The sequence below is a fragment of the Hylemonella sp. GW821-FHT12C09 genome, assembly GCF_058807395.1.
Window position 1 is genome coordinate 134,412 of sequence record NZ_JBXAQQ010000005.1, and the last position, 13,774, is coordinate 148,185.

General features: G+C 67.3%; 12 protein-coding genes and 2 tRNA genes. 11 read left to right on the plus strand and 3 right to left on the minus strand.

Annotation, left to right across the window (positions count from 1 at the left end; translation table 11 throughout):
• Positions 1–76: 76 nt before the first annotated feature.
• Complete coding sequence (gene earP / locus AC1RRP_RS10200) at positions 77–1,144, minus strand: elongation factor P maturation arginine rhamnosyltransferase EarP (protein WP_493035768.1); 1,068 nt, start codon at positions 1,142–1,144, stop codon at positions 77–79.
• A gap of 25 nt (positions 1,145–1,169) precedes the next feature.
• Here earP and uvrC point away from each other — a divergent pair, with 25 nt between their 5' ends.
• The 7 genes from uvrC to AC1RRP_RS10235 all read left to right on the plus strand — a co-directional run bounded on the left by uvrC (position 1,170) and on the right by AC1RRP_RS10235 (position 7,461).
• The gene (uvrC, locus tag AC1RRP_RS10205) at positions 1,170–3,140 is read left to right on the plus strand and encodes an excinuclease ABC subunit UvrC (RefSeq protein WP_493035770.1); all 1,971 of its coding nucleotides are present in this window, start codon (positions 1,170–1,172) and stop codon (positions 3,138–3,140) included.
• Positions 3,141–3,190: 50 nt separating this feature from the next.
• Positions 3,191–3,757: a CDP-diacylglycerol--glycerol-3-phosphate 3-phosphatidyltransferase gene (pgsA, locus tag AC1RRP_RS10210; RefSeq protein WP_493035772.1), complete on the plus strand. Its 567-nt coding sequence runs from the start codon at positions 3,191–3,193 to the stop codon at positions 3,755–3,757.
• Positions 3,758–3,769: 12 nt separating this feature from the next.
• Positions 3,770–4,672 (plus strand): DMT family transporter, encoded by a 903-nt coding sequence (locus AC1RRP_RS10215; RefSeq protein WP_493035774.1) that lies wholly within the window; start codon positions 3,770–3,772, stop codon positions 4,670–4,672.
• A gap of 324 nt (positions 4,673–4,996) precedes the next feature.
• A complete protein-coding gene (locus AC1RRP_RS10220) occupies positions 4,997–5,269 on the plus strand; it encodes an HU family DNA-binding protein (protein WP_057675617.1) in 273 nt (90 codons plus the stop codon).
• Positions 5,270–5,286: 17 nt separating this feature from the next.
• Positions 5,287–5,362, plus strand: a tRNA-Val gene (locus tag AC1RRP_RS10225).
• A 59-nt stretch (positions 5,363–5,421) separates the two neighbouring features.
• Complete coding sequence (locus AC1RRP_RS10230) at positions 5,422–7,356, plus strand: SurA N-terminal domain-containing protein (protein WP_493035777.1); 1,935 nt, start codon at positions 5,422–5,424, stop codon at positions 7,354–7,356.
• 29 nt (positions 7,357–7,385) lie between these two features.
• Positions 7,386–7,461: transfer RNA gene (locus AC1RRP_RS10235), tRNA-His, on the plus strand.
• Between the two features lie 43 nt (positions 7,462–7,504).
• On the opposite strand, the gene AC1RRP_RS10240 is transcribed toward AC1RRP_RS10235, so the two are convergent.
• Together AC1RRP_RS10240 and AC1RRP_RS10245 are read right to left on the minus strand one after the other, a co-directional pair.
• Positions 7,505–9,043, minus strand: a complete 1,539-nt coding sequence (locus AC1RRP_RS10240) for an MFS transporter (protein ID WP_493035779.1) — start codon at positions 9,041–9,043, stop codon at positions 7,505–7,507.
• A 129-nt stretch (positions 9,044–9,172) separates the two neighbouring features.
• Entirely contained in the window at positions 9,173–10,147 is a 975-nt protein-coding gene (locus AC1RRP_RS10245; protein WP_493035781.1) for an NADPH:quinone oxidoreductase family protein, read from the minus strand.
• Positions 10,148–10,280: 133 nt separating this feature from the next.
• Between AC1RRP_RS10245 and surE the strand changes: the two genes are divergently transcribed.
• Genes surE through AC1RRP_RS10265 form a run of 4 tightly spaced genes read left to right on the plus strand, consistent with a single transcriptional unit; the run spans position 10,281 to position 13,739 of the window.
• Positions 10,281–11,051 (plus strand): 5'/3'-nucleotidase SurE, encoded by a 771-nt coding sequence (surE, locus tag AC1RRP_RS10250; RefSeq protein WP_493036069.1) that lies wholly within the window; start codon positions 10,281–10,283, stop codon positions 11,049–11,051.
• Entirely contained in the window at positions 11,048–11,857 is an 810-nt protein-coding gene (locus AC1RRP_RS10255; protein WP_493035783.1) for a protein-L-isoaspartate(D-aspartate) O-methyltransferase, read from the plus strand. Before surE ends, AC1RRP_RS10255 begins: the two co-directional genes overlap by 4 nt.
• On the plus strand, positions 11,854–12,735 hold the full coding sequence (locus AC1RRP_RS10260; protein WP_493035785.1) for a peptidoglycan DD-metalloendopeptidase family protein: 882 nt from the start codon (positions 11,854–11,856) through the stop codon (positions 12,733–12,735). The genes AC1RRP_RS10255 and AC1RRP_RS10260 overlap by 4 nt, the downstream gene beginning before the upstream one ends.
• Before the next feature lie 29 nt (positions 12,736–12,764).
• Positions 12,765–13,739, plus strand: a complete 975-nt coding sequence (locus tag AC1RRP_RS10265; protein WP_493035787.1) for a sigma-70 family RNA polymerase sigma factor — start codon at positions 12,765–12,767, stop codon at positions 13,737–13,739.
• Positions 13,740–13,774 lie beyond the last annotated feature (35 nt).

Consider the following 13,774-nt stretch of genomic DNA (forward strand, 5'->3'; position numbering starts at 1 on the left):
AGGGGAATCCCGCAGGCTGGGGCCGGCTGGATTCCGCAAAGCCTTGAATTTTAACGTTTTTTCAGGCCTGTGGGCGTCAGTTGGGCTCGCTGCCGACAAATTCAAGCAGGCGGCTGAGCAGGTCGCTCTGTTCCAGCAGACCGGCGCGGATGCCAGCCAGGGCCTGGGCCCAGCCTGGCAGGTCCAGGGCGGGCAAGGCATGGCGGTCCAGGCCGTTCCAGGTCCGGTGCCAGGCCCGCAGGGGGGCCGGGGCCCCGGCCTGCGCCAGAAAGGCTTCCAGCTTGGTGTGGTGGGCGTTGTCGTGCTGCGGGTAGATCTGCCAGACGAAGGGTTGGCCGGCCCAGAGGGCGCGTACCAGTGAATCTTCCCCGCGCACGAAGTTCAGGTCGCAGCTCCACAGCAGGTGGTCGTAATCGTCCTGTGTGAGGTGCGGCAGGTAGTGCACCGGGAGGCCGGGCGGCAGGGCGCAGGCTTGCACCGCCGCCGTGGCGCGGCCAGCGGTCACCAGCAACTGCACGGGCGCCGGCTGGCGTGCCAGCAGGTCCAGCAGATCGGGCAGCGCGGCCGGTTCGTAGCAGAACAGCGAGACCCGTTGCCCTGCGGGGTTCGGCGCCACGCCCTGCCGTTCCAGCCAGGCGCTGCGGTCCAAACTGGCCCGGCGCTGCTGCAGATCGGGTTCGCGCAGCAGGCCGCCGGTGCGCGGCGTGAAGCCGGGGTAGAAGAAGCGTTTGCTGAGTCCGCGACCCGCGCCGCTCATCACAGGGGAGGGCAGGCCGTGGCTACGCTCCACATAACTTTCAGCCGAGAGGTATTCGAGGTCGATCCAGGCCGCCGGCCGGCCGTCGGCCGCGCGCCAGGCCACGTAACGTGCCACGAATGCGTCCGGGATCTCGCAGCCGAAGGCCTCAACCAGCACTGCGCCCGGGCGTAGATCGCTCGGGGCCAGCGACTCGGACCAGGCGCGCACCTCCACGCCGGGACAGCCCTGGGGCGCCATCCAGCGCAGGGCGCTGGCATCGTCCACCCACAGCCGCACGGCCTGGCCATGACCGGCGAGCTGGCGCGCCAGGCGCCAGCAGACACCGATGTCACCGTAGTTGTCGATGACCTTGCAGAAAATATCCCAGAGGCGAGGAGAGGCCATGCCGGGATTGTCCACAATACAGGTCATGGCAAACGAGAAGATCAAGGAAGAAGAGGCGGGGCCGGTCAGCGTGCATAGCGCGGAGCTGCTGGCGCAGGTGGCGGCCCTGCCGTCGCTGCCTGGTGTCTACCGCTACTTCGACGCCGAGGGCGGCCTGCTTTACGTGGGCAAGGCGCGCAACCTCAAGAAGCGCGTGGCCAACTACTTTCAGAAGAGTCATGACGGCACGCGCATCGGCCACATGGTGGGCAAGATCGTGCGCCTGGAGACCACGGTGGTGCGCTCCGAGGCCGAAGCCCTGCTGCTGGAAAACAACCTGATCAAGACGCAGCACCCGCGCTACAACATCCTGTTTCGCGACGACAAGAGTTATCCCTACCTGAAGATCACCGTGGCCCAGGCGGCCGATCACCAGGCCGCCCTGGCCTGGCCGCGCGTGGCCTACTACCGCGGCGCAGTGGAGAAAAAGCACCACTACTTCGGGCCTTACCCCAGCGCCTGGGCCGTGAAGGAGGGCATCCTGCTGCTGCAGAAGGTGTTCCGCCTGCGCACCTGCGAAGACACGGTGTTTGCCAACCGCACGCGGCCCTGCCTGCTTTACCAGATCAAGCGGTGCTCCGGTCCCTGCGTGGGCCTCGTCACACCCGAGGCCTATGCGCAGGACGTGGCACATGCCGAAGGTTTTCTCCATGGCGAGACGCAGCAGGTGCTGCAGCAGCTCGAAGCCCGCATGATGGCGCATTCCGAGCGGCTGGAGTTCGAGCAGGCGGCCGAACTGCGCGATCAGGTGGCCGCGCTTTCCAATGTGCTGCACCAGCAGTCCATGGACAACGTGGACGACCGCGATGTGGACATCCTGGCCGTCAAGGTGCAGGGCGGTCGTGCCTGCGTCAACCTGGCCATGGTGCGTGGCGGCCGCCACCTGGGCGACCGTGCCTATTTCCCCGTGCACGTCGAGGATGCGGCCTTGCTGGCCAGCGAGGACGACAGCGGCGCCGTGCCGGTCGAGGTGCAGGTGCTGGAAGCCTTCGTTGCCCAGCACTATGTGGAGGTGCCGGCCGTGCCCACGCTGATCACCAGCGAACCGGTGAGCAAGGGCCTGATCGAGGCCCTGTCGGAGCAGACCGGCATCCGGATCCGCGCCGTGCATCAGCCGCGCGAGTTGCGCCGCAGCTGGCTGGAGATGGCGCAGACCAACGCGGCCCTGCAGCTGGCCCGTCTGCTGGCCGAGGAGGGCTCGCAGCAGGCCCGTACACGTGCGCTGGCCGAGGCACTGGCCTTGCCGCAGGATCGGCTGGACGAACTGCGGATCGAGTGTTTCGACATCTCCCACACGGCGGGCGAGTCCACCCAGGCCTCCTGCGTGGTGTTCCACCACCACAAGATGCAGAACAGCGAGTACCGGCGCTACAAGATCGACGGCATCACGCCGGGGGATGATTACGCGGCCATGCGCCAGGTGCTGACGCGCCGTTACGCCCGCCTGGCCCAGGCCTTGCGAGAAGGGGGCGAAGGCGAGGGCGGCATGGCCACCGAGGGCACCGACCGCCTGCCCGACCTGGTGCTGGTCGACGGTGGCAAGGGCCAGGTGGCGATGGCCCGCGAGGTGTTCGAGCAGCTGGGCCTGGACCTGGGGCTCATCGTCGGCGTGGAAAAGGGCGAAGGGCGCAAGGTCGGCCTGGAGGAGCTGGTGTTTGCCGACGGGCGTGAGAAGGTCTACCTGGGCAAGGACTCGGCGGCCCTGATGCTGGTGGCGCAGATCCGCGACGAGGCGCACCGCTTTGCCATCACCGGCATGCGCGCCGCGCGTGCCAAGGTGCGCACCGGCGGCAGCAAGATCGAGGAGATCCCCGGTGTCGGTCCCAAGCGGCGCGCCAGGCTGCTGCAGCGCTTTGGCGGTGCGCGCGGCGTGGCGTCTGCCAGTGTCGAGGACCTGGCCTCGGTGGACGGCATTTCGCACGAACTGGCTGAGGCCATTTACCGCGCCTTGCACTGAAGCGCCGGGCGATCGCGGGCGGGTCTGCGGGCCATGCCACAATCAGGCCCATGTTTTTCACCATTCCCACCCTCATGACCTGGACGCGCATCGTCGCGATCCCTCTGATCGTGGGGGTGTTCTACCTGCCCCTGGAGCCCGCCACACGCAACCTGATTGCCACGGTGATGTTCGTGGTGTTCGCCCTGACCGACTGGCTCGACGGCTACCTCGCGCGCAAGCTCAACCAGATTTCATCCTTCGGCGCCTTCCTCGATCCGGTGGCCGACAAGTTCCTGGTCTGCGCCAGCCTGCTGGTGCTGGTGCACCTGCAGCGCGCTGACGTCTTTGTGGGCCTCATCATCATCGGCCGCGAGATCGCGATCTCGGCCCTGCGCGAGTGGATGGCACAGATCGGCGCCAGCCGCAGTGTGGCTGTGCACATGCTGGGCAAGGTGAAGACCACGGTGCAGATGGTGGCCATTCCCTTCCTGCTGTTCGACGGCTCGCTGTTTGGCCTGATCGATACCCATCTGTGGGGCACCGGCCTGATCTGGGTCGCCGCCGTGCTGACCGTCTGGTCCATGGTCTATTACCTGCAGAAAGCCCTGCCGGAAATCCGTGCCCGCGTGAAATGAAGCCTGGACCCGATGAGTCACCGCAGCGACAGTGAAGCCCTGCTGCGGGCCATGCCCCTGGTCTTCGTGCTGATCTGGAGCACCGGCTTCATCGTGGCGCGCTACGGCATGCCCCATGCGCCGCCACTGGGTTTTCTGGCCTGGCGCTATGTGCTGTCCATCCTCTGTTTTCTGCCCTGGGTCCTGCTGGCCCGTGTGGCCTGGCCGGCCACGCGCACGCAATGGCTGCATCTCTCGGTGACAGGGGTGCTCATGCATGCCGGTTATCTGGGAGGGGTGTGGGCGGCGGTGAAGGCGGGCATGGGCTCCGGGCTGGTGGCCCTGATCGTGGGCCTGCAGCCGGTGCTCACCGCCATCTGGCTGTCGGCGCGCGGTTCGTCCGTGACGCGGCGGCAGTGGGCCGGCCTCGCACTGGGCTTCGCCGGGCTGGCGCTGGTGGTGGCGCGCAAGTTCGGGCAAGGCGGCGAAGCCGACCTGTTCAATCTCTCGCTGGCGGTGCTGGCGCTGCTGAGCATCACCACCGGCACGCTCTATCAGAAACATTTTGTTGCGCCTTGCGATGTGCGCAGCGCCAATGCGGTACAGCTCATCGCGGCACTCGTGGTCACGCTGCCGCTGGCCCTGCTCGAGACCGAAACCCTGCACTGGACCGCCATGACCGGCGCCGTGAACTGGGAGCTGGTCGCCGCCATGGCCTGGTCGGTCCTGGGGCTGACGCTGGGCGGCAGTTCACTGCTCTACCTTTTGATACAGCGTGGCGCCGCCACCGGCGTCACCAGCCTGCTCTACCTGGTGCCCCCGACCACGGCCCTGATGGCCTGGCTGCTGTTCAATGAGCCGATCACCCTGCTGACCATCACGGGGACGGTACTGACGGCCGTGGGCGTGAGCCTGGTGGTGCGGCCAGCGCGCTGATGTGGTGCGCCATCCACTCATGCGGGTGAGCGGCAACTACCGCCCCCCTGTCTCTGCGGTGAAAAGTGTTGACGCTACGGACAAGAAAAATTTATTTGTGAAGATCAGCGGGGATGCGCATGAAAAATACGTCTAGAATTCGCCCCCGCGCTGTTGTAATGCCGCATGCCATGTTGACACGGGTATCATCCCTCGCTCTAATCGCATGCAGCAGTGCAAGCTGCAGGCCCAGCCACCCGACACCGGTTCGCCCGACCGGACCGGCAAGCCAAAATTTCTGACAAGACACACTGACCAACGCAGTTTCCATACAAGGGGATATTTGTGAACAAGACCGAACTGATCGAGCACATCGCCAAGCATGCCGACATCTCCAAGGCCGCCGCGACCCGCGCTCTGGAGTCCACCATTGGTGCCGTCAAGACCACGCTGAAAAAGGGTGGCTCCGTTTCCCTCGTGGGTTTTGGTACCTTCGCCGTCGGCAAGCGTGCCGCCCGCACCGGCCGCAATCCCCGCACCGGCGCAGCGATTAAAATCAAGGCAGCCAAGGTGCCGAAGTTCCGTCCGGGCAAAGCCCTGAAGGATGCACTGAACTGACCTGATCTGTTTCGGTGGGGTGCTTAGCTCAGTTGGCAGAGCGGCTCCTTTACACGGAGTAGGTCGGCGGTTCGACCCCGTCAGCACCCACCAACCCAGGCAAAGGCGAACGATGTGTTCGCCTTTTTGTTTTTTCGATGGAGAGCGTTCCCATGTTTGACTACGTACGCAAGCACACCAAGATCATGATGGTCGTCCTGTTCCTGGTGATCATCCCGTCTTTCGTGCTGGTCGGCATTGATGGCTACACCCGTTTCCGCGAACAGGACCAGACGGTGGCCCGCATCGGCCGCGTCGAGATCACCCGTGGCGAATGGGAAGCGGCACACCGCGAAGAGATCGAGCGCGTGCGCCAGCTGATGCCCACCATCGATGCCAAGCTGCTCGACTCCGAGCAGGCGCGCTACGGCACGCTGGAGCGTCTGGTGCGCGAGCGCGTGCTGGTGCAGGCTGCGCAGGCGGCCCATCTGGGCACCAGCGACGCACGCCTGGCGCGCGAACTGCAATCCATCCCCGCCATTGCCGAGCTGCGCCGCCCCGATGGCACGCTCGACATGGAGCGTTATCGCCAGCTGCTGGGCCGCCAGGGCATGAGCCCCGAGATGTTCGAAGCCCGCATGCGCAGCGACCTGGCAGCACGCCAGGTGCAGGCCGGCGTGGCTCAGACCGCCTTCATCCAGGCCGTGCCCGCTGATCTGGCGCTGAACGCCTACTTCGAGCGGCGTGAAGTGCAAGTGGCACGTTTTGCCGTGGCCGATTTCGCCGCACGTGTCAAACCCGAAGACAGCGAACTGGAGGCCTTCTACCAGGCCAACCAGGCCCTGTTCCAGGCGCCCGAGCAGGCCAGCATCGAGTACATCGTGCTGGACATCGATGCCGTGCGCAAGACGATCAAGCTCAATGAGCAGGACGTGCGCAGCTATTACGAGCAGAACGCCGCGCGCCTGAGCGGCCCCGAGGAGCGTCGTGCCAGCCACATCCTGATCTCCGCGGCCAAGGATGCTTCCGCAGCCGAGCGCCAGAAGGCGCGCGAGCGCGCGCAGGAGCTGCTGGCTCAGGCGCGCAAGGCGCCCGACACCTTTGCTCAGCTGGCGCGCAAGCACTCACAGGATCCGGGTTCGGCCCCCAATGGCGGTGACCTCGACTTCTTCCCGCGCGGCGCCATGGTCAAGCCTTTCGAGGACGCTGCTTTTGCGCTGAAGAAGGGCGAGATCAGCGACGTGGTCGAATCCGACTTCGGCTTTCACGTCATCCGGTTGACCGACATCAAGGCGCCCAAGCAGAAGAGCTTTGCCGAACTGCGTGCCAGCCTGGAAGAGGACCTGAAAAACCAGCAGGCGCGTGCCCGCTACGCCGAGGCTGCCGAAGCCTTCACCAACGGTGTCTACGAACAGTCCGACAGCCTCAAGCCCGTGGCCGACAAGCTCAAGCTCGAGATCCAGACGGCCAACGGCCTGCTGCGCGAGCCGGTGCCCGGTGCCAAGGGGGTGCTGGCCAGCGCCAAGTTCCTGGAGGCCGTTTTCAGTCCCGACAGCGTGAACAACAAGCGCAACACCGAAGCGGTGGAGATCGCTCCCAGCCAGCTGGCGTCCGCGCGCATCACCCGCCACACGCCGGCGCGCACGCTGCCGCTGGCCGAGGTGCGCACCGTCGTTCGCGAGCGTATCGTTCAGCTACGTGCTGCCGAACTGGCGCGCCAGGAAGGCCAGCAGAAACTGGCGGCCTGGAAGGCCAGCCCTGCGGGCGCCCTTGCGGGGGCCACCACCCAGGTCGTGTCGCGTGACCAGACGCAGAACCTGCCGGCGGCCGTGGTCGATGCGGTGCTGCGCGCCGATGCGGCCCAGCTGCCGCAGTGGGTGGGGGTCGATCTCGGTGCCCAGGGTTACGTCGTGGCCCGCATCATCAAGCGCGTCGAGCGCCCCGCCGCCGCGGCCGATGCCCAGCGTCAGGACCGCGCCCAGTACGCCCAGTGGTGGATGCAGGCCGAAGGCCAGGCCTACTATCAATTGCTGCAGGAACGCCTCAAGGTGCAGATCAAGGTGCCGCGCCCCGCGAATGCCCTGCCTGCGGCGCGCGGCGCCTCCTGAGCGACTGAGGTTATAATTTCAGCCTTGCGGTGGCTGTAGCTCAGTTGGTAGAGTCCAGGATTGTGATTCCTGTCGTCGTGGGTTCGAGTCCCATCAGCCACCCCATCCCATCACATTGAATCAAGGCCCTGCGGGGCCTTGATTCGTTTCAGGGCTGCGCTTGCGGCGTCAGCATGCGCCGCACCAGCACGGCCGCCAGCAGCAGCAGGAGCGTACCGGCCGCCGCCGTGGCATGCAGTGCGTCGGTGAAGGCCAGGCGTGCAGCCTCGCGCAGCAGGGACCCCGTCGCCTCCGGCAGGGCTGCGGCAGCAGCCAGTGCGCCGCCCAGGGTGGCGCCGGCGGCTGCCACACTGTCGGCTGGCACATCGGCAGGCAGTGTCGCCAGCAGGCGTTCGCGGTAGAGCCAGGTGCCCAGGCTGCCGAAGATCGCGATGCCGCAGGCACCGCTGAACTCGGAAGCGGTTTCGGCCATGGCGGAGGCGGCCCCGGCGCGCTCCGGCGGCGCCGAGGTCACGACGATCTCCGTGCCGATGGTGAAGACCGGTGCCATTCCCAGGCTCATGACCACGGTGGCCACGATCAGCACCGGCAAGGTGGCCAGGTCATGGGTGGCCAGCAGCAGGGCAAAACCAGACGCAGCCATCAGCAGCGCCGCTGCCAGCAACTGGTGCGGTGGCCAGTGCTGCGCCAGCCGGGGCGCCAGCAAGGAGCCAACGACGAAGCTCAGGGCCCAGGGCACGGTGGCCAGGCCCGCGGCCAGCGGGCTCAGGCCCAGTACACCCTGCAGGTACTGCGTGAGGAAGATGTAGACCCCGAACATGGCCAGGCTGGACAGGGCATAGATGGTGAGTGCCGCGGCGAAAGCCGGTCGGCGGAACAGGCCCAGGTCGAGCAGCGGGTAGGCCAGCCGCGACTGGCGCCGCACGAACACGGCACCCAGGCTCAGGCCACCCATCAGTGCCGCGAAGGCGGCCACATGCGGACCGGCTTCGGCCAACTGCTTCAGACCCCAGATCAGGGGCAGCACCGCGGCCAGCGACAACGCTACGCTGGCCAGATCCAGGTGCCCGGCCTGCGGGTCACGGTACTCGGGCAGCAGGGATGGGCCCAGCAGCAGGAGCAGCAGCATGACCGGCACCGCGGCCAGGAAGACGGAGCCCCAGGGGAACCACTGCAGCAGCAGGCCGCCGGCCAGCGGCCCGATGGCGCTGCCCACCGAGAAGGCGGTGATCCAGATGCCGATCGCGAACTGGCGCTGCCGCTCGTCGTGGAACATGTTGCGGATCAGCGAGAGCGTCGAGGGCGCCAGCGTGGCCCCGGCCACGCCCAGCAGGGCGCGCAGGGCGATCAGGGCCTCGGCGCTGTGCACGAAGGCAGCCAGGGTGCTGGCGGCCGCAAAGGCCGCCGCGCCGATCAGCAGCAGGCGGCGGCGGCCGATGCGGTCGCCCAGCGTGCCCATGGTGATGAGGAAACCCGCGACCAGGAAGCCGTAGATGTCCACGATCCACAGCAGTTGCGAAGGCGTGGGCTGCAGGTCGGCGCTGATGGCCGGCAGGGCCAGGTTGAGCACCGTGAGGTCCATGGCATAGACGGCGCAGGGCAGGGCGATCAGCGCCAGGCCGATCCATTCGCGCCGGCCAGCCAGGGGTGGTGCGGCTTCAGGGGAGGTCGAGAGTGTCGGGGGCATGGGCTTTCCGTGCTGGTGTGTCATCAAGCACGACGAATGGCGCCCGGGATTCTAGACAGCGGACATGAAGATTTTTTGCAACGGGTCGAAAGACATGTTGCAGCGAAGGGGCGGGCTGCAGCGCCCCCCTCAATTCACGAGCACGAGCTTGCCCTTCACATCGCGCGCGCCCATGCGCGCGTAAGCGGCCTTGAGTTCGCCCATGGGCAGGGTGCTGTCGATCACAGGTTTGACCAGGCCTCGCCCGTACCACTGGGCCAGCGCCATCATCATGGCGGCGTTGGCCTGCGGTTCACGGCGCGCGAACTCGCCCCAGAACACACCGACGATGGAGGCGCCCTTGAGCAGGGGCAGGTTCAGCGGCAGCGCGGGGATGGGGCCGGCGGCAAAACCCACCACCAGATAACGGCCGCGCCAGGCGATCGAGCGCAGCGCCGGCTCGGCCAGGTCGCCGCCCACGGGGTCGTAGACCACGTCGGGGCCCTTGCCACCGGTCAGGGCCTTGAGCTGTTCGCGCAGGTCCTGCGTGCTGTAGTTGATGGTCTCGTCGGCGCCGATGGCCTTGCACACGGCGCACTTGTCATCGCTGGAGGCCGCGGCGATCACGCGTGCCCCCATGGCCTTGGCAATCTGGATGGCGGCGGTGCCCACGCCGCCGGCCGCACCCAGCACCAGCACCGTCTCGCCGGCCTGGAGCTGGGCGCGATCGACCAGCGCGTGGTGCGAGGTGGCGTAGGTCATGATGAAGGCCGCCGCATCGGTGAAGGGGAAACCCGCGGGCAGCGGCAGGCACAGGGCGGCCGTCGCCAGGGTGTGGGTGCCGAAGCCGCCAGTGCCCGAGAGGCAGGCCACGTGCTGGCCTACCTTCAGGTTCGTCACACCCTCGCCCAGGGCTTCGACCACGCCAGCGTACTCGGCGCCCGGCACGAAGGGCAGAGGCGGCTTGATCTGGTACTTGTTCTGCACGATCAGCAGGTCGGGGAAGTTCAGGCTGGCGGCCATGATCGCCACCAGCACCTGGCCGGGACCGGGCTGCGGGGTGGCTTGTTCCTTCCACTCGAGGGCGTCCACTCCGGTTGGGTCGGTACAAAACCATGCGTGCATTCCGTGTCTCCTGTTTTCGTGCTGAGGTGCGTCGGGCATGATACGGGCAAGGCTGTTTCCCCTCTTGTCCCACGCGTGACGCAAGTCAAGGCACAGAGGCCGGCCACCTACAATAGGCGCAGACATGCCAACCATGAAAATCCTGATCTCCAACGACGATGGCTACCAGGCGCCCGGCATCGTGGCCTTGTACGAGGCGCTGAAGGAGGTGGCCGAGGTCGAGGTGGTGGCGCCCGAGCACAACAACAGTGCCAAATCCAACGCGCTGACCCTGCATTCCCCGCTCTACGTGCACCGCGCGGCCAACGGTTTTCGCTACGTCAATGGCACACCGGCCGACTGCGTGCACATCGCCCTGACCGGCCTGCTGGGCTACCGGCCCGACCTGGTGGTCTCGGGCATCAACAACGGCGCCAACATGGGCGACGACACCATCTATTCCGGCACGGTCGGGGCGGCCATGGAGGGCTATCTCTTCGGCATCCCGGCCATCGCCTTCTCGCAGACCGACAAAGGCTGGAAGCACCTGGACGCCGCGGCCGTCCGGGCGCGTGAACTGGTCGAGCAGATGATCCGTCACCGCACCGGGGACGCGCAGCCCTGGCTGCTCAACGTCAATATCCCCTGCCTGCCGCAGGCGCAACTCAAGTCCGTCAAGGTCTGCCGCCTGGGGCGGCGCCATGCGGCCGAACCGGTCATCACCCAGACCAGTCCGCGCGGCGAGACCATGTACTGGATCGGTGCGGCCGGTCCTGCCATGGACGAGAGCGAGGGCACCGACTTTCACGCCACCGCCCAGGGCCACGTCTCGGTGACGCCGCTCAAGGTGGACTTGTCCGACCACGAGCGTCTGGGTTACTGGGCGCAGTCCATGGCACAGCGCACGGGCAGGGCGCCATCATGAATTCGCGTCCGCGCCCCGCCTTCCCGGTGCGGCTGGATCGACCGGCTGACGCCGCTGTGCGCCCCGCCTTGCCGGCGGCGCAGCGCAGTGCGCCGGCATCGCTGGCGTCCGCCGGTCTGCAGCGCCCTGGACGGGTGGCCCCCACGCCGCAGGGCCTGGGCCTGGACTCCCAGGCGGTACGTCTGGCCATGGTGAAGAAGCTGGCCGCACAGGGCATCAAGGATGCGCGGGTGCTTGAAGCCATGGGCCGTGTGGAGCGGCATCGTTTCGTCGACACCGCGCTGGCCACGCAGGCTTATGAAGACACCAGCCTGCCCATCGGCCTGGGCCAGACCATCTCCAAGCCCAATGTCGTGGCGCGCATGATCGAGTTGTTGCTCGCCGGTCGCACGGAACCCATGGGGCGCGTGCTGGAGATCGGCACGGGCTGCGGTTACCAGGCCGCCGTGCTGAGCCTGCTGGTGAAAGAGGTCTATAGCATCGAGCGATTGCGCGGCCTGCACGACAAGGCTCGCGAGAACCTGCGCCCGCTACGCCTGCCCAATGTGCACCTGCTCTTCGGCGACGGCATGGCCGGCTTCGCCCAGGGGGCGCCCTATGCCGGCATCATCGCGGCGGCGGGTGGCGAAGCGGTGCCGCAGGCCTGGATCGAGCAGCTCGGTGTGGGCGGGCGCCTGGTGGCGCCGGTGGCCAGTGCAGCGGGTGGCGCCCAGGCCTTGCTGGTGCTGGACAAGACCGCAGCCGGGGTTCAGCACACCCTGCTTGAGGCGGTGCACTTTGTCCCCCTAAAATCGGGCATCGCATGAAGGAATCATCTATGACGGTCTATACGCGACGAGCAGGGTCGTTGGGTTTGCTGGTGGCTGGCACGCTGCTCCTGGTGGCGTGCGGCACGAGCCCGACCAGCCGCGCCCCGGTCGAGGAGCGGCGCACCGCTGTTTCCAGACCGGCAATGGATCCCAACACCGTGGCGGTCAAGCAGCCACCGGGCTTCGAGAACGCCGGCAAGGTTGGCTACTACACCGTCAAGCCCGGCGAGACGCTGATCCGCATCGGGCTGGAAACCGGGCAGAACTGGAAAGACATTGCGGCCTGGAACAACCTGGCGCAGCCCAACCAGATCGAGGTGGGGCAGGTCCTGCGCGTGACCCCGCCGACCACGACCGTGGCCGCCGCAGAGAGCAACGGTGTCGTGACCCGGCCCATCAGTTCCTCCAGCATCGCATCGAGCCAGGTCCAGCCTGGCCAGGCATCGAGCGCCGCGGCCAAGCCGGCCGCCGCGGCCACCGCAGCGGAGCCTGCAGCGGCCACCGAATCCGGTCTGAGCTGGATCTGGCCCGTGCCCGGCCCGGTGCTGGCGGGCTTTGACGAACTGAAGAACAAGGGCCTCGACCTGGGGGGCGCAGCAGGCGAGCCGGTGCTGGCCGCGGCCGAAGGGCGTGTGGTCTATGTCGGTGCCGGCCTGCGCGGTTACGGCAACCTCATCATCCTCAAGCACAACAACACCTACCTGACGGCCTACGCCCACAACAAGACGCTGCTGGTCAAGGAAGACCAGGCCGTGCGCAAGGGCCAGAAGATCGCCGAGATGGGCAACAGCGATGCCGACCGCGTGAAGCTGCACTTCGAGGTGCGGCGCCAGGGCAAGCCGGTCGACCCGCTCAAGTACCTGCCGCCGCGCTAGGGGCGCACCGCATGCCGTGAGGAACAGCCATGCCCCGACGCTCCCTCCACGGCCAAGACGACGCGCGTAAAACCTTGTCGCTGGAGGGCCGTGCAGCAGCCACTGCGGCCGACGCCGACGCGCCCACGCCGATCGTGGGCGAACTGGCTGCCGATTCGGGCGATGCACTCACCGCCTATCTGCGCCATGTGCGTCGCACCGAGCTTTTCACCCCCGAGCAGGAGTACGAGACGGCCGTGCGTGCGCGGGCCGGCGACTTTGCCGCCCGCCAGAGCATGATCGAGCACAACCTGCGCCTGGTGGTCAGCATCGCCAAGCTCTACCTGGGGCGCGGCGTGCCGCTGTCGGACCTGATCGAGGAGGGCAACCTCGGCCTCATGCATGCGATCGAGAAATTCGAACCCGAGCGCGGTTTCCGCTTCTCCACCTACGCCACCTGGTGGATACGGCAGTCGGTGGAGCGCGCGCTGATGCAGCAGGGGCGGATGATCCGGCTGCCCGTCAACGTGGTGCGCGAACTGCAACAGGTGCTGCGTGCGCGCCGCGAACTCGAGAACGACGCTGCTTTCGCGGCGCGTCGCCCGGAGGGGGTGCGGGTCGAGGACGTGGCGGATTTCCTGCGGCGCGACGTCCATGAGGTGGCCGAGTTGCTGGCCCTGGCCGAGACGCCGCGCTCGCTCGATGCGGCGCTGGATCGCATGGATGGCGAACAGACCCTGGGCGACACCGTGGTGGACGAGCTGGCCATCGATCCCAGCGGCATCACGCAGGCGCACGAGGTCGAGCGCCTGCTGGAGGACTGGCTGATGAGCCTGTCGGAACGCGAGCGCGAGGTGCTGGAAGGGCGCTACGGTCTGCACGACCACGAGCCCGAGACCCTGGACGTGCTGAGCCAGCGCCTGGGCCTGACGCGCGAGCGCGTGCGCCAGGTACAGAACGAGGCCCTGTTCAAGCTCAAGCGCCACCTGGCCCGCCGCGGCATCACGCGCGAAGCCCTGCTCTGATTATTCCAACCCTCCCCCTCGGGGGAGGGCAGGGT